This is a genomic window from Bifidobacterium sp. ESL0784 (assembly GCF_029433295.1).
In the GTDB taxonomy this organism is placed as follows: domain Bacteria; phylum Actinomycetota; class Actinomycetes; order Actinomycetales; family Bifidobacteriaceae; genus Bifidobacterium.
In genome coordinates, this window is the sequence record NZ_JAQTHV010000002.1 from 303,326 (window position 1) to 328,427 (window position 25,102).

13 protein-coding genes and 2 tRNA genes are annotated in these 25,102 nt (G+C 56.5%); 1 reads left to right on the top strand and 14 read right to left on the bottom strand.

Annotated features, from left to right (window positions below; translation table 11 throughout):
- Nucleotides 1-33: 33 nt before the first annotated feature.
- Nucleotides 34-1,437: a 3-isopropylmalate dehydratase large subunit gene (leuC, locus tag PT279_RS03805; protein WP_277165617.1), complete on the bottom strand. Its 1,404-nt coding sequence runs from the start codon at nucleotides 1,435-1,437 to the stop codon at nucleotides 34-36.
- Between the two features lie 261 nt (nucleotides 1,438-1,698).
- Here leuC and PT279_RS03810 point away from each other — a divergent pair, with 261 nt between their 5' ends.
- Nucleotides 1,699-2,430: an IclR family transcriptional regulator gene (locus tag PT279_RS03810; protein WP_348519369.1), complete on the top strand. Its 732-nt coding sequence runs from the start codon at nucleotides 1,699-1,701 to the stop codon at nucleotides 2,428-2,430.
- Nucleotides 2,431-2,540: 110 nt separating this feature from the next.
- On the opposite strand, the gene PT279_RS03815 is transcribed toward PT279_RS03810, so the two are convergent.
- The 13 genes from PT279_RS03815 to PT279_RS03875 form a co-directional block, all read right to left on the bottom strand.
- On the bottom strand, nucleotides 2,541-5,603 hold the full coding sequence (locus PT279_RS03815; RefSeq protein WP_277165621.1) for a BspA family leucine-rich repeat surface protein: 3,063 nt from the start codon (nucleotides 5,601-5,603) through the stop codon (nucleotides 2,541-2,543).
- A 446-nt stretch (nucleotides 5,604-6,049) separates the two neighbouring features.
- Nucleotides 6,050-7,363, bottom strand: coding sequence for a metallophosphoesterase (locus PT279_RS03820; RefSeq protein WP_277165943.1), 1,314 nt, complete (start codon nucleotides 7,361-7,363; stop codon nucleotides 6,050-6,052).
- A 137-nt stretch (nucleotides 7,364-7,500) separates the two neighbouring features.
- Nucleotides 7,501-7,572, bottom strand: a tRNA-Gln gene (locus PT279_RS03825).
- A 42-nt stretch (nucleotides 7,573-7,614) separates the two neighbouring features.
- Nucleotides 7,615-7,687, bottom strand: a tRNA-Glu gene (locus PT279_RS03830).
- A gap of 292 nt (nucleotides 7,688-7,979) precedes the next feature.
- The gene (gene gltX / locus PT279_RS03835) at nucleotides 7,980-9,503 is read right to left on the bottom strand and encodes a glutamate--tRNA ligase (protein WP_277165623.1); all 1,524 of its coding nucleotides are present in this window, start codon (nucleotides 9,501-9,503) and stop codon (nucleotides 7,980-7,982) included.
- 155 nt (nucleotides 9,504-9,658) lie between these two features.
- Entirely contained in the window at nucleotides 9,659-11,203 is a 1,545-nt protein-coding gene (locus tag PT279_RS03840) for an alpha-L-arabinofuranosidase C-terminal domain-containing protein (protein WP_277165625.1), read from the bottom strand.
- Between the two features lie 74 nt (nucleotides 11,204-11,277).
- On the bottom strand, nucleotides 11,278-12,552 hold the full coding sequence (locus PT279_RS03845; RefSeq protein ID WP_277165627.1) for an AGE family epimerase/isomerase: 1,275 nt from the start codon (nucleotides 12,550-12,552) through the stop codon (nucleotides 11,278-11,280).
- 59 nt (nucleotides 12,553-12,611) lie between these two features.
- Entirely contained in the window at nucleotides 12,612-14,627 is a 2,016-nt protein-coding gene (locus PT279_RS03850) for a glycosyl hydrolase 115 family protein (RefSeq protein ID WP_277165629.1), read from the bottom strand.
- A gap of 48 nt (nucleotides 14,628-14,675) precedes the next feature.
- Nucleotides 14,676-17,810: an alpha-mannosidase gene (locus tag PT279_RS03855; protein WP_277165631.1), complete on the bottom strand. Its 3,135-nt coding sequence runs from the start codon at nucleotides 17,808-17,810 to the stop codon at nucleotides 14,676-14,678.
- 64 nt (nucleotides 17,811-17,874) lie between these two features.
- Nucleotides 17,875-20,997, bottom strand: coding sequence for a glycoside hydrolase family 2 TIM barrel-domain containing protein (locus PT279_RS03860; protein ID WP_348519366.1), 3,123 nt, complete (start codon nucleotides 20,995-20,997; stop codon nucleotides 17,875-17,877).
- A 275-nt stretch (nucleotides 20,998-21,272) separates the two neighbouring features.
- Nucleotides 21,273-22,622, bottom strand: a complete 1,350-nt coding sequence (locus tag PT279_RS03865) for a sugar ABC transporter substrate-binding protein (protein ID WP_277165635.1) — start codon at nucleotides 22,620-22,622, stop codon at nucleotides 21,273-21,275.
- Nucleotides 22,623-22,676: 54 nt separating this feature from the next.
- Entirely contained in the window at nucleotides 22,677-23,597 is a 921-nt protein-coding gene (locus PT279_RS03870; protein ID WP_277156422.1) for a carbohydrate ABC transporter permease, read from the bottom strand.
- 18 nt (nucleotides 23,598-23,615) lie between these two features.
- Nucleotides 23,616-24,407: a sugar ABC transporter permease gene (locus tag PT279_RS03875; protein WP_277165637.1), complete on the bottom strand. Its 792-nt coding sequence runs from the start codon at nucleotides 24,405-24,407 to the stop codon at nucleotides 23,616-23,618.
- Nucleotides 24,408-25,102: the final 695 nt, after the last annotated feature.

The following is a 25,102-nucleotide window of genomic DNA, read 5'->3' on the forward strand; positions in this document are numbered from 1 at the left end:
TTAATATAAAGGACGAATGAATCGTCAAGGACATTACAGGTCGGCGGGGCTGGAAATCGTACCGCGAATGGCGGTAGCGGCGGCGACCAGCGGCGAGGCCAAGTGCGTGCGTCCGCCCTTGCCCTGACGGCCTTCGAAGTTGCGGTTCGAAGTCGAAACCGAACGTTCGCCGGGCACGAGCTTGTCCGGGTTCATCCCCAGACACATCGAGCAGCCGGCGTTGCGCCATTCCGCGCCGAAGTCCTTGAAGATCTTGTCAAGTCCCTCGTCCTCGGCCTGCAGGCGGGCGCGGGACGAGGCCGGCACGACCAGCACGCGATGGATGGAATCGGCCTTGTGATGGCCCTTCATCACCGAAGCGGCAGCACGAAGGTCCTCGATGCGGCCATTGGTGCAGGAGCCGATGAAGACGGTGTCCACCGGAATCGACTTAATCGGCGTTCCCGGCTTCAGACCCATGTACTCAAGCGCGGATTCGGTCGCCTGACGCTGCTCAGCGTCGGCGATATCGGCCGGATCGGGAACGTCGGCGTTAATCGGCGCGCCCTGACCCGGGTTGGTACCCCAAGTGACGTAAGGCGAAAGGTCGGCCGCGTTGATGGTGACTTCCTTATCGAAGGTCGCGTCGTCATCGGTTTTGAGCGTCTTCCAATAGTCCACGGCCTTGTCCCACATCTCGCCGGTCGGCGCGTACGGGCGACCCTTCAAGTACTCGAAGGTGGTCTCGTCGGGGGCGATCATGCCCGCACGGGCACCCGCCTCGATAGACATGTTGCAGATGGTCATGCGGGCGTCCATCGAAAGCGAACGAATTGCGGAACCACGATATTCGATAACGTGTCCCTGCCCGCCGCCAATGCCAATCTTGGCAATAATGGCCAGAATAATATCCTTGGCGGTAACACCCTTTGGCAACTCGCCTTCGACGTTGACGGCCATGGTCTTGAACGGCTTCAACGACAGGGTCTGCGTGGCCATGACGTGTTCAACCTCAGAAGTGCCGATGCCGAACGCGAGCGCCCCGAACGCGCCGTGCGTGGAGGTGTGGGAATCGCCGCAGACGATGGTCATGCCAGGCTGCGTCAGGCCAAGGTTCGGCGCAAAGGCGTGGACGATACCCTGATCGGCGTCTCCCAGAGGATGCAGGAGCACCCCGAATTCCTTGCAGTTCTTCTCCAACGTGCTCAGCTGCTTGGCAGAGGTCTCGTCAGGATTGGGCTTGTCAATGTCGACCGTAGGCGTGTTGTGGTCCTCGGTGGCGATCAGCAGGTCGGTGTGGCGCGGCTTGCGTCCGGCCAGTCGTAGGCCCTCGAACGCCTGCGGACTGGTGACCTCGTGCATGAGCATGAGGTCGATATACAGCAGATCCGGGGCACCGTCTTTGCCTTGGTGCACCAGGTGATCAGCCCAGACTTTTTCAGCCAATGTGCTTGCCATACGACCTCCTATCGTCGGTTTTCGGGCCGCTTCCCGTCAATATTTCACCGCGCGGATTTTTGTGGTAGTGTGTAATTCCGAGTATCGGCGTTTGTCAACAATATGGACATCTTTGTTTCGTATCGTGAGACGAATGAGATGATAGACCCCACTGTATAATATACATATATGGACTCACTATCAAAGGATCCCCAAGCGGCGCGGGATATACGCGCGCCCCAAGCAACCGGCAATGCTGCCCAAAATTCGAATCGCGCCCCTATTCATGACGAGATTCATTCCGGGGTCGGGGTCCTCGATAAAACAGTCAAGATTCTTGAGGCCCTCGAAAGCGGACCTTCCACATTAGGACAATTGGTGGCAGCCACAGGGCTTGCACGACCTACCGCACACCGCCTGGCCATTGCGCTGGAACGTCATCGTTTCGTTCTGCGCGACCAGCACGGACGTTTTATTCTTGGATCGCGTTTCGCCGAACTGGCCACCGCCGCCGGCGAAGACCGCCTGCTCACTGCCGCCGGGCCAATTCTCCAGACCCTTCTGGATCGTACCGGCGAATCAGCTCAGATCTATCGCCGCCAAGGCGACCAGCGCGTGTGCATTGCCGCCGTCGAGCGGGCCAGCGGACTGCATGATTCCATCCCCGTGGGCGCCATGCTTTCAATGCAGGCTGGCAGCGCCGCACAAATCCTTGTCGCTTGGGAAGATTCCGAACGATTGCATCAGGGTCTACGCCACGCTAAATTCACGACTTCCACGCTGGCGACGGTGCGCCGCCGCGGCTGGGCCGATTCCGTCAACGAACGCGAGGAAGGCGTCTGTTCCGTCTCCGCGCCAATCCGCAATTCCTCCGGCCAGGTCATCGCCGCCATCTCCATCTCTGGCCCCTCCGGCCGCATGGGCCCCTCCCCCGGCCGCCGTTACGCGCCGTATGTGATGGCCGGCGGCAAGTACTTGACCAACGCCCTGATGAAAGCCAGCGCCGGCAGGTAAAAGCACAAAAACGAATAATGGCTGCCCCCTTCGAATACGATTTCGAGGGGGCAGCCATTATTGATCAGAAGATCAGGTGTCGCTTGACGGTCTTTCAACCACGAAGCGAATCAGTAACGCTGAGCGTGCTGCGATGAAGTCTCCACTTTTTCTCGCGAATGTTCGCTGCGATAATACTGGTAAGCCAGTATGGCAGTGGCAGCAATGAACACCAACGCCACGATAATCCACCAGTTGAACTGCGTCTTGGGCGCGCTGGAAGTCTCAGGCGCGGATTGACGCACCGAGCAGCGCGGCAGACCCGACATGGAAGTGGGTTCAATCCAACCGCTCAGAGTGACGTAATTGCCCGTATCCGTCTTGCAGATATACTTGCCCGAATCCTTCTTCTTGGGTTCTTTGACATTGTCGTTACCGGCAGCCCCGGAATCGGCACCCGAACCATTCTGGTTACCGCTCGGAGCGCCGACCACAGGCGCAGCAGCAATTGCGGGACGCTGGATCACAATTCGGTTCACTGTCGTTTGAGGCTGCGCAGCGGGTTGCGCGGCAGGCTGTGATGCAGGAGCTGCAGCTGCGGGTTTGCCGTTGTCGCCGTTACCGTTGCCATTACTCTGAGACTGGTGATTTGACGAATTCGTATTGCCTTGCTGGCTGCTCTGACCGGATTGGCCGGCCTGACCGCTTTCGCCGGGCTTGACAACGACCTTGGCGGGCTTGTCGAGGCCGGTGAACGCATCAAGCAGCTTACCTTGGGCATCGTTGACGTTCTGCTGCGTGGCATTCGCATCGTCCATCACGGTTTTGGCGTCACTCAACGACTGGATGAAAGGCGCCCAGGAAGCCGCCGTGTAATCGGATTCGTGCGCGGCCGCGGACTTGGAAATCAAAACACTCAAGCTGCTCTTGTCGGCCTTCCGCTCCAGTGCATCGATAGCGTTCTTCAACGTGGTCTGCGCCGCGCTGACATCATGGCGAGTCGCGTTGACATCCGCGTTCACCGTATTCGCGTTGACAATCGCATTGGCCAAAGCGGTCCACGTGGAAGGACGGTAATCGGCCTGGTGCTTGGCATTGGCCATATCCAGCAATGTGGTCAGGCCCAGCTTGTCTGGCACAATCTCAAGACCGGTCTGGCCAGAGCGCAAAGCATTCAAGGCGTTGTCGACCACGCCCTGGTTGCCGCTGCCGTCGAGTACGGCATTAGCCGCGTCCAGCGCCGTCTTGAAGACGGACCAGGTCGCCGGCGTGTAGTCCGCCTGGACCAGCTTGGAATCTTGAATGATCTCGTCATTCAACGCGCTCGAGTCGCGAACCTGTGTCCACGCGGAGGTGACGGTCGTGCCGTTCTCGGCAGGAATCACCGAGCCGCCAACAGGGTAGCCCACATGGGTAGCCTCGTCTTCCCATCCCGCGGAGGTATAATCATGCGAAGCACGGCCGCCATTGGTATAACGGAGCCCGGTGGGAGCGGCGGGCAACACCATCGGCGCAAAACGCTCGACATGTTTGGAAGTGCCACCACTCTGAGGGACGTCGGCCGAATACCCGTGGCTGCGCAAAGTCTCATTGCTGCCATCGACCTTGTAATTTGCGCTTGGGGCCGCCACCTGTGTGTTAACGTCGCGATAGCGTTCCCAAACGTAGGTCGCACCCGGAACCGGGCTGTAGGGGAATGCATTGATGGCATTTACCATATCGGTAGCGGAATTATAAGAGGTTATCGCACCGTTATTGGCGATCGGTGCATCAACCACCTTGGTCCACTTGCCCGTATAGCCGTTTTCTTCATGGCCCTTGTTTGCTTCCGGAAGGGAATTGATACAAGTAACCCTCCGCTGACCGGGAATCGGGCCGGGGCCACCCATTGCGCCCAACGTCAATTGCTTCAGCGTGGAGGGAAGCGCCACTCCTTGCCCACCCTGCACATTGACCGTATCCCAATTGGTGAGGTCCAAGGAAGTAAATCCGGTTCTGGTAAAGATCGAGTTCATGCTCGTAACCATATCGGTATTGAGGTTTTCCAAACCCTTGACGTAGTTCAACCGTGCCGAACCGGTGAACAGGCAATCCATGTTGGTCACGTGCGAGGTGTCGAAGCCCGAAAGATCCAATGATTGCACCGCGACAGTATCGAAGGCATAACTCATGTCGGTCAAAGCAGGGGTCCTGAAGGTGTCCATGCCGACAATGGAGGTCAGACGCGGATTGGCCAGGAACATGGCATGCATCGTGGTGACCTTCGAGGTGTCGAAACTCGAAAGATCCAGGGAGGTGTATTTCGAGGCATAGAACATCGTGGACATGTTCGTGACATTCCGGGTATGGAAATCGGTCAGGCCATGAATGGTGTTCAACTTCTGAGTGGAGGAGAACATGGAGTTCATCGTCGTCACGTTCGAGGTGTCAAAACCGGAAACATCCAACGATGTCAGGGCAAAATCGGATGAGAACATGCTGGTCATATCGGTCACAGCGGACGTATCGACGAAACCATTGGAGGCAAAGGTCTTGAACCCGCCATCGTTGTTATATCCGTGGAAATACTGCGCCGAGGCGTTGTTCAGCTTGGTCTTGTTCGGGCCCTGGAAAACGATGTGATCCACGCTCGCATCGACCTTGCCGCCGGAAATGACATTGGCGTCATTGGGCATGGCATTGTTGCCGGAAGCGTCCGCGGCGATGGTCAGCGTACATTCGCCACTGGCGTCAACGGACTTCGTCCAACCCGCGAATCCGCCTTGCGCCGGAGCCGAACCAAGGCAACCGCCACGGGTGAGCAGGCCCGAAGGCGCAGAAACAAGGCCTGACGCCGAATCCGTCGTCGCGCTTTGTGCGGAAGGGCGAAGACCTGCCGCGCTGCCAAGCACAGAAGATGAACCGCGTTGGCCAGCCGAGCCCGTTCCAGGATTGCCTGCGGAGGAAGCGGCCGCCTTACCCGTTTCCGCTCCGGCATTGGCCTTGGAGGCATCCGAACTCGTGGCATTAACGCTCAGCTCAGTTTGTTTGGTCTGTTTGCTATCGGCAACATTCGCGCCGCCGATTGATATATTTTCACTTTCCGCTGGAGCGGAATCCGTAGCACCGATTTCATCGGCAGAAGCGGCAACTGGAGCTGCCAACAACGCTGCGGCAACGATTAAACCGATTGCCGTATTTTTCTTTTTCACCATAATCTCTTTCGCGATTCTTCCTAATTTAGTCAGCTGCACTAAAACATTTAAGACAAGCTGTAATGCTAATTAATTTAGACAGATATTTCAAGTTAACCGATTTTTATCTATTTAAACTGTCTAAAAAATTAAACAGTTTAAATAATAAAATTATTCATCAAAATGGCGAATTTACAAAAGGGAAATTAGCATATTACAAAAATACGGCCTTAATATTCTGTATAATATGCAATACTTGACTATTTAAAATTACGCTGTAAGCGATATGTATATCGTTTAATGACACGGCCGAAAACAAGAAAAATAAATGCTATTTCGTCCCAAAATCTCAGAAAACGGATACTAGAAGCTACCCCGAATACCTCGAAACGGGTTCCGGCTTATCTGGCCTAAATGGCACGTGGAACGTATAAATCTATATATAAAACGTTTCCCGACCACGCGGTTCACTTCTTCAGATGCATCTTACGCAGGATCTGCGCGATGAGGCGCGGACGGCGCAACAGGTTCGTGCCCTCTTTTGCAGCGTCGGGAACACCGTTGAGCGCATAGGTGTATGCCTTGTTGGAGCTCGATTTGCCGACCAGATCGCCGAATTCCAAGAGCTGGGTGCGCGGCTCATATGGGTGGCGGATGTCAAATTCAAGAAGACGTGCGGCACGCTGGGCCGGGGCCGGGCCGTAGGAGCCGAATCCACAGGTCGGCGTGGCGACGAGCATCAGGCCCTCGGTGGTGCCCGCAAAACGGTTGCGGTGATCGTGTCCGGCAAGCAGCGCAAAATAACCGTCCGTCGATTTGAGGATATCGAATTCGCCGGTGTCGGTATCGGGGCAGCTGATACCCTCCCCCAGGAAGCTGCCAGGCAGCGTCTTGGTCTCGTCGATGACGTAATTGTGGCCGGCGAACGTGCGATAGCCCTCTACGGCGTGCGCGGCGGTGGCGGGGACTTCCTTGAGCAGATCGTAATATTGCGGCACAGGAATATGCTGGAAGACCATCGACTTGGCGCCAACCAGCCCGGGGACCACTTTCAGGAAATCGAGCGCCCGCTGGCTCGGAGCACCATAGCCGCCAAGCTTGCCGTAATCGCCGGAATTGAAAATCACCAAACCGAGGACACTGTCGCTTTTGTGATCCTCGCTGACCGGCAAAACGAATGTGCCTGCCTCGCAAGGGTAGACGTACTGGTCCGGCAAGCCGCTACCAGGTTGCTTGCGCGGCCGGTCGGAGCGCTTGATCGGAGGCTCCGGATTCAGGCACCCGGGAAATTCGCGATAGATCTCATCGAGCTCGGCATTGGCAAGGCCACACTGGAAATCGTGGTTGCCATAGGTGACGGCCCATGGAACGTGACGTTCAATCAGCGGGCTGAGGAACTGGGAAATCTCCTGACGCACCAGCTCACGGGTATGCTCAAGTTCGGTGTCGCGCAGGTTGGTCGCCGCCGTGCCCATCGACCATTTCTGCGGTGTCCATGTGCGCTTGCGGAACGTCTTCGCGTATGCCTTGTCGTAACCGGCAATCTGGTTACCGGAAAAAATCACAATATCCGGGCGAGAACTGTCGAGCGCAGCCTCGATCAGTTTGATGGTGTCCTTGTTTACCTTGGGCCCGTCCTGGATATCTGCCAATACCAAGACGCGGAACTTGCCGGAATCATGGAACTGGAGACGACCAAGACGCGCAGAGACGGAAACGGGCCGGGTATCGCCCTCCTGAACAGGCTGGATTCGCGGCTTTGACGAAAGATCACGCGTCATGTGTATCTGATCAGTCATGATTCCAACCTTTGTGTCGTCGATAACCCCATCATATCGCCAATGTTATTAGCGGAATTATTATCCCACAACTAATAAAAGCCTCGCAACTAAAAAGCTGCGAGGCTTTTGCATCTTTGCTGGGGTACCTGGACTCGAACCAAGAACAACTGAACCAGAATCAGCCGTGTTGCCAATTACACCATACCCCAATTGGCTTGGTGCTGTAGCCGCTAAACAACTATAGCACTTCGTACCTCCAACCGGATTTGAACCGGTGTTGGCGCCGTGAGAGGGCGTAGTCCTAGACCGCTAGACGATGGAGGCTTAACTTATCGCTGCCCTTCCCAAGGCAACAAACTAATAGTTTAGAGGAAAGCGAGAGCAAACGCAACCCGGCGTGTTGTACGGTATCACATCAGTTACAGATGCAATTCTGACGCCAGACGGGTGCCCTCAGTGTCCTGTTTATCGTATTTGCCAACCGAGATGCGCTAAACAGGACACTCAACTCCTATCAGCGACCCACTTAGCGCATCTGTGAACCCCAGTACGATAAACACGCCGCTTAAACATATTCAGCGTCGTCTTTAGCACATAAACACGAAGGACGAACCGATTACAGGTGCTCCCTGAGGCCCTTCAGACGGGCGAGGGTGAGCGGCTTGCCGATGATCTCCATCGACTCGAAAAGCGGCGGGGAGACGCGGCGGCCGGACATGGCCACACGCACCGGGCCGAACGCCAGACGCGGCTTGAAACCGCCATCCTCAACCAATGCCTTGTTGAGCGTCTCGTGCAGGTTGTCGGTCTTCCAATCGGATTCGGCAACGTCACTCAGCGCGGCGATGGCCTTGTCGAGCACTTCGGCGGCGGAATCCTTGAGCGTCTTGCGGGCGTCGTCCTCGGGCTCGATGTATTCGTCTTCGCTTAGCAGGCTTCCGGCCATGCCGGCGACCTCACCGAGCAGACGCACGCGCGGCTGGACCAGCGGCGCAGCGGCGGTGAGGATCCGGCGTTCGCGGTCGGTCAGCTTGTCCCACGAATCGGCGGAAACCACGCCGTCACGGCGCAGGTATGGCACGGAGCGGTTGAGGAAGTCCTGCGGTTCGAGCATGCGAATGTGCTCGGCGTTGATGGAAATGGCCTTGTCGATGTCGAAATGGGCCGGGTTGGCCTTGACGTCGCGGATATCGAACTTCTCGACCATCTCATCCATGCTGAAGACGTCACGGTCGGGCGCGATCGACCAACCGAGCAGCGCCAGATAGTTCAAGAGGCCCTCGGGAATAAAGCCGTTCTCGCGGTGCAGGAAGAGGTTGGACTCCGGGTCGCGCTTGGAGAGCTTCTTCTTGCCCTTACCCATGACATAAGGCATATGGCCGAAGAGCGGCATCTCACGAGCGATGCCGAGCTTGATGAGATAACGGTAGAGCACGACCTGACGAGGCGTGGAGCTCAGCAGATCCTCGCCGCGCAACACGACATTGATGCGCATGAGCGCGTCGTCGACCGGGTTGGTGAGTGTATAGAGCGGGTCACCGTTCGGGCGCACAATGACATAATCGGGAACGCTGCCGGCCTTGAATTCGATGTGACCGCGGATGAGGTCGTCGAAGGCGATATCCTCATCGGGCATCTTGATACGCAGCGCGGGCTTGCGACCTTCGGCCTTGAACGCGGTCTTCTGCTCGTCAGTCAGGTTGCGGTCGTAGCCGTCGTAGCCGAACGCCTTCGGACGGCCTGCAGCGACGTTACGCGCCTCAATCTCCTCGGCGGTGGAATAGGATTCGTAGGCGTAACCGGCATCGAGCAGCTTCTGAGCGACGTCCTTATAGATGTCGCCGCGCTCGGACTGGCGGTACGGGCCGTCGGGGCCGCCGACATTGATGCCCTCGTCCCAGTCGATATTCAGCCAGTTCAGGGCGTCGATAATCTGGTTGTAGCTTTCCTCGGAATCACGCTCGTTGTCGGTGTCCTCGATACGGAAGACGAAGGTGCCGTGCGTGTGCCGCGCCTCTGCCCAGTTGAAGAGGGCGGTGCGCACCATGCCGACGTGCGGCGTGCCGGTGGGCGACGGGCAGAAGCGAACACGGACGTCTTTGGGCAGTTCTGGTCGTGAATCAGTTGAATTTTCAGTCATAACCCCATTATGCCGCGCGTGATTGACGGGAATACCAGCATGTGGCCATAAAAATTGACGAGCCTTCCCGCGACGTCAGGAAAAGCAAGTTCACGCACATAAAACAATAAAAAATGGCAGCCAGGAACATCTCCCGACTGCCAAAATACCGACGGCTACTGTATATGAATCGCTGTCCACGAAACCGGCGGCAACGCAATCTTCACGCTACCGGATTGCGGGTCGAGCGTAGCGGTTTCATTGGTATGAGGAGTTACACGATTTTGCTGTTCAAGGGTGTTCTTCGCAAACATGTCGTCATCGTGCAGCGTCTTGGCATCCAGTTTCACCTCGGAGCTGCCACACAGCTCGGCGGGCAGCTTGATTTCGAATTCGGCCTCGGCTTCCAGAGAACGGTTGACCGCGAAGACGGACACCGAGCCGTCCGCGCCACGCACCGCCACCGCGTTGACACCGTTCACCTCGCCATAACGCGGCGTGGACACCTGTGCGGAATCCAGCTTCGGTTCCAGCACCGTGCCGCCCTTCGCCAGCTTCGCAGTGATCGAGAACGGATAGAACGTCGTCTGCCGCCACGCCGGGCCGCCGGGAGCCGTCATAATCGGCGCGATGACGTTCACCAGCTGCGCCAGGCTCGCGGCGTGCACACGGTCCGCGTTCTTCAACAGGGTAATCATCAGATCACCGAAGACCACCGCATCCGCCGCCGAATACACATCCTCCAGAAGATGCGGGGCAACCGGCCAATTGCCGATACCCTCAGGATTCTTGCTTTCCTTGGCATCGTGGTACCAGATGTTCCATTCATCAAACGAAAGATAGACGTTGTGCTTGCTCTTGAGCCTTGCCTTGGTCGCGTCGATGGTGGAAGCGGCATCACGAATGAAACCGTCCATATCCACGCCGGAGGCGAGGAAACTGGCCATGTCGCCATCGTGGGGCTGATAGTATGCGTGGCAGGAAACGAAATCAACCAGATCATAGGCCTTGGAAAGCACCGTCTCCTCCCAGGTGCCGAAGGTTTGCATGCCATGCGACGACGAACCGCACACCACAAGTTCAAGGTTCGGATCCATCTGGCGCATGCCGGCAGCCAACGACGCGGCAAGGGTGCCATAGTCTTCGGCGCTCTTGTGGCCGAGCTGCCATGGGCCGTCCATCTCGTTGCCCAAGCACCACATACGGATGTCGAACGGCTTGTCGGCACCGTTGGCACGACGTTGTTCGGAGAGTTTTGTGCCGCTGGGAACGTTGGCATATTCAAGCAGATCGAGCGCACTTTCAAGCCCGCGAGTTCCGAGATTCACCGCCTCCATCAGTTCGTTGCCGCCCACCTTGCGCAGCCACTTGACCATTTCGTGCAGGCCGAACTGGTTGGTTTCGGTGGAATGCCAAGCCAGATCCAAACGCCTCGGACGCTCTTGTTTCGGGCCGACGCCGTCTTCCCAACGGTATCCGGACACGAAATTACCGCCGGGATATCGAATAGTCGTTGCTCCAAGCTCTCGGACCAGGTCGATCACGTCCTGACGGAAACCGTTTTCGTCGGCGGTGGGATGGTCTGGTTCGTAGATTCCTGTATAGACACAACGCCCGAGATGTTCGACGAACGAGCCGAACAGTCTGTCGCTGACCTTCTCCACCTCGAAATCATTATCGATAACGAACTGAGCCTGAAGTTTCGATGAATTATTATGCATTATTCCCCAATATATATGCTTACCGTTGAAACATGCTTTCATATTTCAACGTATAGCAGTTCTTTCTTGCTTGACTATTGTGCGTTTTTGATTGCGGTCGCGATGGATACCGCTGGATCCAAGTATGGGATCAGAGTGGATTGGAAGGCGTGGTAGACGTCGGACTTGCCCGGCCACACCGTGCCGATGACGCGGTTGCCTTGGTCCAATTGGTGGAACCAGCTGCCTTTCTCATGGTCGATCAGATGCTCGTCGACGTACCGAGCGAACTGAGCGTACCGGTCGAGATACTCTTCTTTGCCGGTGACCTTGTAGAGTGTGGCGGACGTGTTGAGCGCCTCGGCCAACGTCCAGTGCATGCGGTCGGTGACCACCGGGTTGCCGTTCCAGTCGACGGTATAGGCCATGCCCACCGTGCCGTTGCGGTTCCAGCCGTCGGCGACCGCCTGGCGGAACAGATGCTCGGCTGCGTCGATATAAGGCCGTGCACCTGCGCGGTTGGCGAAGGAGCTCAACGCCCACTGGGTGATGAGGCGCGCCCATTCGATGCCGTGGCCCGGGGTGGCGCCGTAGGGCTTGAACTGGTCGTCCTTCTTGTCGGCGTTGTATTCGAGGTTGATCGACCAGTCCGCCCCGAAATGCTCGGGGATGCGCCAGCCGTTGCCTTTCGCCCAGCCGATGACGTGATCGACGATGCGGCCGGCCCGTGCACGGTACTTGTTGTCGCCGGTGGCGTCGGCCACGGCCAGGAACGCCTCGGTGGTATGCATGTTCGCGTTGACGCCACGGTAGTCGTCAAGCTCGGTGAAATCGCTGTTCCACGTATCCACCGCCAATCCGACTTCGTCATCCCAGAAATACTCGTCGTAGGTCTTCAAGACCTCGTCCAGCAGTTCCTTGGCTCCGAGACGCCCAGCCAACAGAGCGGAGGACGCGGAAAGCATCACGAAGGCGTGCGGGTAGCAGGTCTTGCCCGGCTCCGGGGTGCCGTCGGCTTGGATCGAAGGATACCATCCGCCGTTCTTGTCGTCGTGCAGAACGCCCGTAAGGCCCTTGAGCCCCGCATCCACAAGCTTTTCGGCTCCCGGCCAGCCCAGCATCGCCGCGATCGAGTAGACATGCGTCATCCGCCCGGTAATCCAGGTCTGCACGCCGTGCGACGGGTCGATCCGGCCTTCGTCGTCAAGCCAGCCCGAGCCTCCCTGCGGCACCGCGAAACCCTTGCCGAAGTCCAGTAATTCGTAAGTCTCGCTTGCCATGAACGTGCGATTGGCCACCGTGCCCAGCTCGTATTTCGGATTCAACTGCGGCTTCTCAGCGTCTTGTTTGCTTGTATCCGTATCTTTCATTGTTCATCTTTCCTTATTAGGTACAACTATATTTATTGATATTGAAATCCCGGCAATACTCAGCGCTGCCAAGCGGCTTTCATCGCGGCGAATATCTCGTCATCCGTCTTGTACTTCTCCATCGTCGCAATCACAAACACGGTTTTCTCGCCTTCGGGGTACATGAAGTCACGCTTCCATTGGTAGAAGTGCGGACCGTCACCCATCACACGGACATATGACATCAACTTGCCACAGATATAGGCGCTCTGACTGACGTCGGCCAAGCAGTCATTATCCCAGAAACCGGCCCATTTGCCATGTTCACGCGCCTGCATGGCGGCGTTGCCCGCAGCGAACTCGTCACGGGCAAGACCGGCGTAATAGAACGCGTGGCGCCAACGCCCCTGATCCGCCTGAAGCAGGCTCTGACATACATAGCAGGCACCGGACACGCAATGGCTGTAGATATTAGCCATCAAACCGATGCTGTCACGAACCAGCCCGGCCTCGGCAGCATCACCGTTCAATTCGATTTGCGCCGCGACAGATTCAACCTGCAGCAGGAAATCACGGTAACGCTTTACGGCGGGGGCCACTTGGTCACGGTAGTGAAGGACCTGGGTACGAAGATCGGGGCCGTCGCACATCCACTTGAGATCCGGGGAAGGCTCGTTGTGATTGCGCAGATACTGGGTGATCAGCATGCGCGGGACATGGTTGAAGTATTGCTCGCCCGCGCAATCGTCCCAGTTCGGCCCGTAATGGACGGCGATATTCCAATACTGCTCAAACAAGGCAAACACGGCCTCGACGTTGCGCTCGCCATAGTAATCGGCGATATACGATTTGGCCGTCTGCTCGAAATCGACCGTTCCCTCACGCCATAGCGCGGCAATCATATTGAGCATGTACACATGAGGCTTGATATTCGAGGAATTGATAATCCATACATCGTCGCCGCCGTTATGGATCACCGCTTCGAGCTCCTGTTGAATGAGCCTGGGATCGCAGCACAACTGCGTGATATGGTTGGCCGCCTGCAGATCGTAGAAGCTGGCATGGTAATAGATACCGTTGCCCCCGTCGCCTTCAGGCATCGCCGGAACCCGGGGATTCCAGTTCTCCTGTCGCCGGGAAACCATTCTGCCGAAACCGTTGTCGGACCAGATCTTGATCAACGCCTCAGGGTATTTCAGCAACCCCTTGCGGCAGAGATCCATCATCTCGCCATACAGATAAATGCAGCAGGGTGCACCGGGGTAAGCACGCTGTACCATTTTATATTGCAAATCAATGACTTCGCTGAGCACTTTGCCCCGCTCCTCGTCGGTATCGTAACGCGCGTCCACGTTCCAGAACGGCTGGTCGCCCTGACCACGAAAACCGAGCGTCCATATCGTGCGCTGGTCCTTCTGCTCGTCGATGGCCTTTTGCCACAAGGCCTGGAACCGGTCTTTCTGCTCGGGCCAAAGCGGCTCGACGCCGGGATAGGCCGTCGCAAACATCGGTGCGCCCAACGGCGTGACGTGATGCTGATTGATATAGAACCCCATATCGCGGGCCAGTTTCAGATGCGGCTCCCCGCGTTGGCCGGAACCCGGGATGACCAGATTGCCGCCCAAACGATAGATCGTCTCGAAGGCCAGACGCCAAGGCTTGGTTTTATCGTTGTCGACCTGCCAATTCTCCAACAGCACCTCGTCGTTGACGAAGAAACCGCGGTAGGTGACAGCGGCGGGTTTGCTGACGATATGAAGATCATCCTCGACTTCGATACGCTCGCACAGCTCAAAACGCTGGTCGTCCCAGAACCAGAAATCCTTGACACCAAGAATCTCGCGGCTGAAAGCGTACAGGCCGAAGATGAAACCAAAATCGTCACCGGCATGGATCTCGACATTGCCGCCGGCAGCATCAATCTCATAGGCTTCCGAATCGTGCGGTCCATCGACCAACACGATATCCGCACCTTTGCCACCTGCCGGCAACAACACCTTGCCGATGTCGCGCAGCACGTCCTCGACGGCAAACGACACCGCTTTCGAGGGCTTGTCGCCGACTACCCGTGTTTGCGAAGTGATAAAACTTGACATGGTTTTCAACTCCCGTTAGAGATATACCGCAAGATTGCCTGGCCGCTTTCAGACGCGCTCTACGCCGGAGCGATGCAGGCGCAGAGTCGCCAGCTGGTAAGGCCCCATGCGTAGTTGCGCTCCCTGGGCAGGAATCGGCGCACCGGCTCGAGACTCCACTAAAGCGGTCGCCAAGGAGTCCTGTACAGGATTTTCCTCGAGCAAATCCGTTTCGCGAACCGTAGCCTGGGCCATAAGAACGTTTGTGCGCAACTTCGCCGACGCCTGGCCTCCCACGGCCTCATAGAGACGCACGACAATGTCGCCGGACCCGTCGCCAGCCTCCTTGAGCCAATCGAGAACAATATGGCCACGCTCGCAATCGAGGGACACCAGAGGATCCACTACAGGCAGGTTGCTGAGCACCGGAGCATTCAATTCACTGGCCTCGTCGACCACTTGCGGAAGGCTCGCCCCGACGCACACCGACCAGGCAAAGCTGTGTACACGCCCGGCATCGGTATGCGGATCGGGATACGTCGGAGATTCAAGCAACGACACCCCCAGCTGGGTGCCGCACACCCGTTCGTCGCCGTCGAGTTCGCGGACGCTCGCGCCATATGTCGAAGCGTTTGCGACGCCGACGCCGTAATTCGATTCGGCGAGATAGACGAACCGATGGGTGCAGCTTTCGAAATGTGCCTCGTCGCTTTCGGTATTCTTGCAGACCGGACGCTGCACAGTGCCGTACTGGCATTCGTAGGTCGCGTTATCCGTCACCAACGCCAGAGGGAACATCACCTTAAGGAAACGATCCTTTTCGTTCCAGTCCACCTGGGAAGTGAAATCGAGCTTTTTCGCGCCGGCTTTGAGACTTACCGTCATCGAGACGCGGGAAGCCCGACCGAGGTTGCCGCTGATGCGCAGTGTTGCTTGATCATTGTCGTCCTGCTTTTCGATAGTGACATCGCGCAGACCCTTGGCCACAGGGCCAAGGAACGCATCACGATCGATCTCCCAGGCATCGCGTTCCGAGGGCTTGTCCGTCAGCAACGCATACTGGGCCAGATGCTCGCCCGAAGCGACCAATTCACGGCCCTCGGCCAGATCGACCAACGAATCAATCGTCCCCTCTGGCGAGACCAGGACACGCAGTATTCCGTTGTCGAGGACATAGCCGTCATGTTCACGTTCGCAGGTCACGGGGATACCGCCACGTTGCCCGGTTGACAGGTCGTGCCCTCTCCAATCGGCTTGCGATATCTTGCCTTGCGCAAGGACTTGCTCGCCGGGCATGGCTTTCGCAATCACGTCGCAGGCCTGTCGAGTCAGTTCCTTGAGCAGCGCCTCATCCCGCTGGTAATCCTCACGAGCCAAGCGGTGGGCCCAAGAGATGGCGGAACCCGGCAAAATATCGTGGAATTGGTTCAAAAGCAAGGTCTTCCAGATGCCGTTGATCTGTTCGCGCGGCACCTTATAGTGCTGGTCGGCGACCGCCGCGACACAGCACAGGTATTCGAGAGCGCGCAATTGCGACTCTTCGGTGCGGCAGCCATTCTTCATGTCCTGCTGCGAAGTCAGTGTGGCCCGGTGCAGCTCAAGATAGAGCTCACCACGCCAATGGGGACGCTCGTCGCCGGCATCATCCATCTGCCGGGCCAGCTTGTCGAAGAATTCGTCCGGTGCGGCCGACTGGCAGGTCGCAAGTCCCTCAAGACTGCGCATCCGATGCATGCGCCCCACCATCTCGCGCGTCGGGCCTCCGCCGCCGTCACCATAGCCGTAGAGCATCAGCGTCTGGTCGATGAGTTCCTTGTCCTGCGCGTTCGATTCGGCATAGCGAAGCTCTTCAGGCTGCATTTCGGAGGCGTAGGTGTCGGTCGGCGGGAAATGCGTGAGTATTTCGGTGCCGTCGATGCCTTCCCACATGAAGGAGTGATGCGGGAACTTGGTGGTGTCGTTCCAAGAGATTTTCTGCGTCAAGAACCATTCGTACCCGGCACGTCGGGCGATCTGCGGGAAGGCCCCGGTGTAGCCGAAGCTGTCGGGCAGCCATATGCCTCGCGGCTCGACGCCCAGAACGTCCTTGAAATAACGACGGCCGAACGTGATCTGGCGGACCAGGGATTCTCCGGCGGGCATCACCGCGTCGGCTTCGACCCACATGCCGCCCACCGGTATGAAACGTCCTTCCTTCACCCGCTGCAGCATGCGCTTGAAAATGTCCGGATGCTCCTGCTGAAGCCACTCATACTGCTGCGCGGAACTCATGGCGTATCGGAAATCGGGATCATAATCCATCAGGGCCAAGGCGTTGGAAACGGTTCTGGCGACCTTGCGGTGGGTCTCGCGCTTGGGCCACATATACGCGGAATCGATATGCGAATGTCCGATGGCGTTTTCATGCAACACGTCTTTCGGTGCTTCGCTTGACAGCACTTCCTTAAGGCATGCGCGAGCAGCGCCCAATGTGCCTTCGATATCGTCATCATCGTAGGCGTTCAACGAACGCTGCAGGGCTTTGACGGCTTTCCAATAGCGGACGGTGGAGGAATCCAGCGACCTGATCAGGCCACGCACCACTTCGAGGTCACGCGCGTAATCCCATAGCTCTTCATCAAAAGCGGCGATATCGATGCGCTTGAGCAGATACGGCAGATCGCGCTTGCCGGTCGGACCTTCGCCCAGATCCGTGCTGCGCGCCGGCCAACCGACGAGATAAGGATTGCTGGCCGTCTCGATATAGAACCTGAACGAGCCATCGGCATTGATCAGGTCAGGCAGGCTTGCGCTGCCGGTCAGTCTGACCCAGCTGTTTAACGGGTGCAGTCCCTTGATGGCAGTGCCGTCGGCGCGGTATACTAAGCCTTCGGCCTGGCCTCCGACCTTGTCGGGCTCCCAACCGAGATCCACCACGAGTTCGAGAGTCTGCTCGCCGGCAAGGCTTTCCTGAGGAACGGTGCCTTCGACGCGGAACCATGTGGTTCCCCATGTCGTACCCCACTTCTCGCCGAAACGTGCGGGCGAAAACTCCACTTGACTACGCTCAGCACGTTCTATGAACGCACCCGCCGGCTCGGGCTCTCCGGGATTCTCGACCATCGCCACATCGCACGAAACGACGGTACGCTCGATATGGGGCTCGATCCGGTCGTGTAGGAACCGGCCGCATTTGGCCAATTCACGATCAACTTTAATCTTCATCTTTTCCCCTATCACATTTCCGCGTGTAACGGAAATTGCTGGTTCGGTTTGATTTGATATTGAATTAACAGCTGGTTTGAGGAAGCAGCATGATCTTGAAAGCAAAATCCTGCTCATCCAAGCGATAACGCGAAGCAAGCTGCGGGCCACAGCTGTTCGAGCCCACACCACTTTGGACATAGTCGAGGCACACCACGTTCGATGCGCAGGGCTCAAGCTCGTAACGATGCTTCTTTTCGGTCATTTCCTCCTGCGTATACGGCAGGAACTGGAACGAGAACGGTACTTCTGAGACTGCGGTCAACGTTACGTCATCGCTGGCGTCTTCAAGTCTGACATAGTCGCAACCGTAGTGAGAGCCGTTTTCCTGAGGCTTGATATACGGCTCGTAGAGATCTTCCGGCGAACCGGCGAAAAGCCCGTAATGACTTGACCTCCGTTTGTCGATATAGCTCTCGTTGGGTCCGTAGCCGCAATATGCCGCATGGTTCATGCCCTTCGGCACGAAGAGACGGAGCCCGAAACGCGGCAGGAACGGCATCGCCTGCCCACGCCTAACTTCAACGGCCAGCTCAATGGCACCATCACCGTGAATATTCCACGTCACATCGGCGCAAAGCACCGGCTGTACGGCGGCGGCCGCAAGCGTAAGCCGAGCGGTGATGAAAACGTCGCCGGTTTCGGCATCACGCTTCACCGCCACATCATCCGCCCTGGTCTGCACACGGTCATAACCGGCGGCCTCCCAGTCCTTTTTGATGAACATATCGTTGTCGGTGGGGGCGCGCCAGATATTGACTTCCATCGGCCGGTCGATGATCTTGCGGTTGCCGAAAACCATCGAGGAGAACAAGCCGGTTCGCTTGTCGCATATATACTGCCATTGCGCTGCACTCATGCGAATCTGCCGCGAATCCTGCTCGATCTCGACATCGTCTGACCTGCCGTGATTCTCTTGAAGCAGATGCGTGGCGTACTGGTTGCGTGCGTCGGCGTTTTCGAGCGGCACCTCATCGAATCCCAAGACAAAACCTGCAGGGAGCACAACTCCGGCTTGGGCTGTGGCATAGGAAACCAGCAACGTGGCCTTGCCTCGATCGGGAATCGAGATACCGTCCAGTTTCGCCGTTCCTTCTTGGTGCGGAGCAATATGGAGCCCGTCGCTTTGGACATCGAGCATTCCCTGATCAGCGACTTTGCCATCCACCAGCAGCTGCCACGAAATCTCGAACGCCGATGAATCCTCAAAATCCATGTAGTTATGCAGGGTCAGCAGTTGCTTTTGCCGGTCGAATCCGACAACGCGCAACGGTCTGAAGACGTTCTTGAATTCCTTGAGCCCGGTGTGTGGCGTCCGGTCGGGGTAAACCAATCCGTCCATGCAGAAATTGCCATCATTCGGGTATTCGTGGTGATCGCCGCCGTAGGCGTATATGGTTTTCCCGTCTATGGTGCGGCCCTTGTCGATGGCGTGATCGCACCATTCCCAGATGAAGCCGCCTGCTATACCCGGATACTTCTGGAAGACATGGAAATAGTCTTCGAGATCGCCCGGGCCGTTGCCCATGGAATGGCAGTATTCGCACAGGACGTAGGGACGCAGGGTGTGCATGTCCCCGGCACCGTAGGCACCCTTCCCCTCTTTGGCCTGCTCGAAATATCCTTCGATATCTTCGATGGAGGGATACATACGGCTGTAAACGTCGAGATCGGAATAATCGAATTCGCGGTCGTCCGCCGGATGAATCGCGCTCTCATAGTGTGTAGGACGTGAGGAATCGAACGATTTCGTCCATGCCAGCGCTTTTTCGATCGCGCGGCCATAACCGCTTTCGTTGCCCATCGACCACATCACCACGCAGGGACGATTCTTATCTCGCAACACGCAATGTTGGACCCTGTCCAGAATCGCCGGGAACCATTGCGGGTTGTCGTTGATCGTGCCATGCCACGCAAGCTTCTGTGTCGCGGAAGTGGGCTGATAATACAGGCTCTCCACGCCGTGGCTTTCGATGTCGGCCTCATCGATGACGTAGAAGCCCATCTGGTCGCACAATTCGTAGAATTCCGGCGAATTGGGATAATGGCTGGTACGTATCGCGTTGACGTTGTGCTCCTTCATCAAACGCAGATCGCGTATCATGTCATCGCGGTCCACGGCAAAGCCCTTGACCGGATCGGAATCGTGGCGGTTCACGCCGTGCAGCTTCACCGGCCTGCCATTGATTTCGAGCACTCCGTCGTTGATCTCGACCTTGCGAATGCCGACCCGAGTGACAATCATTTCGCCGTCGCCCGGCAGTCCTGTGGAAATCACCAACGTATAGAGGTAAGGATCTTCGGCGTTCCAAAGATGCGGTTGGGCGATGATGAATGTCGCCGTCGCCTCAGCGATGAAGCCGGAGTTGGCACTATTACCCTGTGCAGCCCGGGTGTGCGTGGTATCAAGCAGCTGACCTGACGCGTCCAATAACGATAGCGAAACATCGGCGGCTTGCGAGCCCAGGAAGCTGAAATCAACGCTCAACGTTGTCGTGTCAAGACCATCGGCGAGATTCACATGGACGAAGAAATCACGAACGGCATCTCGCGGACGCTGCATCAGATAGACCCGCCGGAAAATACCGCTCATACGGAACTTGTCCTGGTCTTCAAGGTAGCTCCCATCGCACCATTTCAGCACCAGCACGGCGATGCGGTTGCGGCCCTCGTGAAGTGTCTGCGTCACGTCGAATTCGCTGGTCGAATGCGAAATCTGGCTATACCCCACCAATTTGCCGTTCAGCCAAACATAAAAACATGAATCCACACCTTCGAAATCAAGGAAGACGCGGGGCGCGGCACTATTTTGGTGATATTCGAAGTCCCGTACATAGACTCCGCAGGGATCATCCTTGGGAACATGCGGCGGATCGAAGGGGTACGGGTAGCGCATGTTGGTATATTGCGGTTTGTCGTAACCGTTCAACTGCCAGAGAGACGGAACCTCGATCGAGTCAAAGGCGCCTAAAACGCCATCGCCCGATATATCGCAGGATTCGTCGAAAAACTTGAGACCTGTAGATGCTATCTGCGCATCCAGATCATAGATGCTCGCGTAATAACGGAACTTCCACGTCCCGTCAAGCATGATGCATCGATCGGATTGCTCCAGCCCCGCTGAAGCAAGTATGTTCTGCTTCGGCACGTCTCCACATACACTCTTCTCAGCAGGTAGGGAACATGGAACAAAATATGACCTGTTGGGTTCTGTCCCGCTATGAAGAAGCGAAAGATCCTCATAATATTCAGGAACAAACATGTGTATACAACCGCCTAATCTCATTGGATTGTGTATCCGCACCGCCGGACCGTAAACACGGCCTCAACAGCCACGTACAGATATCATGAGAGCAACACATCACTACACATGTGTTGCTCTCATGATTATCAATTGCACTTCTTTAAACAGCTGTGGAGTACTTACTTGCCAGTGACCTTATAGCCCTGCTGGTTGCCATAAGTGACCAAAGCCTTCTGATACTCCTTCAGCGCCTTCTCGAAAGTGGTCTGGCCCTGATAGGCCTTGCCGACCGTATCCATGGTGATGGAGTTGGCATAGGCCTGATACGGGAGGAACTGCCAACCGCTCACGACGTTCTTGCCGCTCTCAAGGAAGACCTTGTTGATCTGCTGGCCACCGAAGTAGTCGGACTTCTCGTTGAGGAACTCTTGGGAAGACAGTTCCTTCTTGGTGGAGACATAGCCGCCGCTCTGCTTGAACAGATCGATGGATTCCTGAGAGGTGTTGAGCCAACGAAGGAAGGCAGCCGCCAAAGCGGGGTTGGCCGACTTCTTCAGCACGACTTCGGAAGAACCACCGTAGTTTGCGGAAGCAGGCTTGCCATCATAAGAAGGCATCGGGGCGACGCGCCACTGGCCGGCGGTCTCCTTGACGGAGGACTTGAAGGCACCGGCCATCCAGGAGCCGGAGACCACAGAGGCGATCTTGCCCTTGTTGGCAGCCTGATACCATTCAGTGCCCTGATTGGTCAGCGAGGAGATGTAGTGGTTCTTGAACAGGTAGTCCCAGTTCTTGGCCCAACGCATGGCACCTGGATCGTTCAGATTGATCTCGACGTTGGTGCCGTTGACCTTGTAAGCATGGCTTCCGGCCTGCCACAGCATAGAGGTGATGAAGTTGCCCTGGCCGGAATCGTTGGTGATGTAGACGCTGGAATCCTTCTCATGGAGAATCTTCGCATCCTGCATGTACTCGTCCCAGGTCTTCGGAGGATTGGTGATGCCTGCGGCATCGAAGACCTGCTTGTTGTAGAACATGACCATCGGGCCGGTGTCCTGCGGCAGACCATAGATGCTGCTGCCACTGGTCACGCCTTCCCAAGCGGACTTGACGAACTTGTTCTTGTACTTGGCAAAGCCGTACTGCGAAAGATCCAGCAGATTGCCAGGGACCGAGAACTGCGGGATGGCCTGATATTCGATCTGGGAGATGTCAGGAATGCCGGAGCTGGCCTTCAGAACGTTCTGCAGCTTGGTGTAGACGGTCATGCCCGTGCCAGGGTTGACGACCTTGACATGAACCTTCGGATATTTCTTCTCAAACGCCGCCGCTTGGGCCTTGGCGCTGTCGGTCCAAGTCCAGTAGGTGATCGTGCCGCCCTTCTGCAGGGCCGCGTCCAAATCGCCTTCCTTTCCGCCGTTCGAGCCGCTGGCGCTGTTTGACGAGCCGCCGCAACCCGCAAGGCCTGCAGCAGCCATAGCGATGGCTGCGACTCCTGCCACGAAGCGAACTACCTTTGTACGTTTCATTGAAGGTACCTTTCTTTCTAATTTACTAAAATCTGAACAGTTTGATTACCGACATCACTGCTTCACGCTGCCGGCACTCAGGCCGGACTCCCAGTAACGCTGGAGCATGAGGAAGATGATGATAATCGGGATGACGGTGACAAGCGCACCCATGATGACCAGGTTGTAGATTGGCTTTGGAGTGGCCGAGCCGGTCGCCTGTGCGTTCCATTCCGCCAGGCCGACTGTCAACGGATACCACTTCGGGTCGTTGAGCATGATCAACGGGAGGAAGTAGTTGTTCCATGTAGACACGATGGCGAACAGCAGCACGGTGACGATGCAGGGCATCAGCAAGGGAAGGACGATCTGGAAGAAGATTCGGACCTCTCCAGCGCCATCCACACGCGCCGATTCAACGATTTCCCTTGGCACACCCGACTGCACATAACTGATAACCAAATAGAACCCGAACGGGCTGATGAGCGAGGGAAGTATCACCGCCAGCGGGGTATTGGTGAGGCCCAACTTTGCGAACAGCAGGAAGGTGGGGACGACCAAGGCGTTGCCGGGAATGGCGATGGCGCCGATGATGATCGCCATAACGATTTGCTTGCCGGCAAAGTCGAACATGGCCATGCCATATCCTGCCAGCGCCGCCAGCAAAGTGGCGCCGCCCGCACCGATGACCACGTACATCACCGTGTTGCCCAGCCACCTCAGGAACGATCCGTCCTCATAGGTGAATGTCGCCTTGAGATTTTCGACGATGTTGAGCTTGTGCCCGAAACCGAGGCCGAAAGTCGAGAGAATATCGGCCTGGCTCTTGGTTGCATTCAGTAACAGCCACAACAGCGGGATAACCGAATAGAGCGCCAATACCAGCATGAATATGAACAGTACGGGGGAATGACGGCGTGAATAGCCGTTCTTCCTGACACCGGATCCGGTGGAGACCGCTACGGTCGCAGCGTTTTTCGTATTCTTACGAGACATCTTTTTCTCCTTGCGATCTCAGTCGATATTCTTTGAACCGTGGTTCTGCGTCACGAACGCAAGCACACCGGTGATCAGGCCCATGATGATGGCCAACGCCGCCGCCAAGTTGTACTGGCTGCCATTCAGCGAGAGGTTGTATGCCCAGAGGTTCGGGGTATAGCTACTCGAAATCGCATTCGGCGCCGGAGTCTGCAACAGCTGTGGTTCGCTGAAGAGCTGGAATGTACCGATGATCGAGAACATGAAGGAAATCAAAAGCTGGCCCTTGATCGCAGGGACCTTGATATGCCAAGCAACCTGCCATTCGCTTGCTCCGTCAAGCCTTGCCGCCTCATAGAGCTCGGTCGGAATGGTTTTCAGACCGGAGTAAAGGATGAGCATGTTGTAGCCCGTGAACGACCATGTCATAATGTTGCCGATGGACCACAGGATCACGTTCTTGGCCAGCGGCTGCAGTGAGAGACCGAACAGGGCATTGATATTGGCTGTCAGACCGAACTGATTGCCATACAGGAATTCCCAAATAAGCACGGCGACCACTCCAGGAACCGCGTAAGGCAGGAACAGAAGGATTCGGAAGGCCGAGCGACCAACCAACCGCGCACTGTCGATGGCCAACGCAGCAAGAAGAGCGAGCCCCAACATGATCGGCACCTGGATCAGGAAGACGCGGATAACGCGCCAGAGTCCATCCCAGAACAAACCATTCGTCAGAATCGCAACATAATTGCTTAAGCCGGTGAAAACCCTGCCGCCAATCAATTTATCAGTGAACACACTGAGATACAGCGCATAGATAATCGGCATGATAATTGCTATGACAAAGAAAATAAGGAAAGGCGTGATGAAGGCCCACCCAATTAAGCCATTGCGACGATGCTTATGAGCTTTCTGGATGTTTTTCGGCCGAGAACCCTTTCCAAATTTTCGCGACGATTGTACAGCTTCTGTATTCGCGTCCATTCTTCCTCCTTATGGCTTTACAGCTTTGCAAAGCCTCATATTGGCAACCCGACATCCGTGTGGGAGGTCAATCTTTTTTAACCATATCCAAATCCGTTTTTGAATATTCAAAGTTGCCATAGTTTGCTTTGAAATCATATTTCGACATTGAATAACCTAACGTACTATTTATATCAATACGACAAATATACAATTACCGAAGCTAAAAAACGCCAAAGCGATGGCAGGAAGCCAATTATCAGGCCTCATGCCATCGCCAAGATAGGGAATTGCCTATTCTGTCCCAACGGGTGCCCTATCAGTCTCTCCCGAACCCGGCCGACAAGGAAAGATTATTACAGAGTGCCGGATCGGTACCAATGCGTTGCTACGGCGCAACCTTGCCCGAACAAACTTGTTTTTATTTTTTTATTCGCTTTTAAAAAGCACCATTAGTCAGAGCGATGGGGACGATATATGCGTTGCTCGACCGTAAAGACTCGGCCTGAGCGGCCCGGAGCGTGCCGAGCAATGTATATATCGTCCCCATCGCGGCAGCC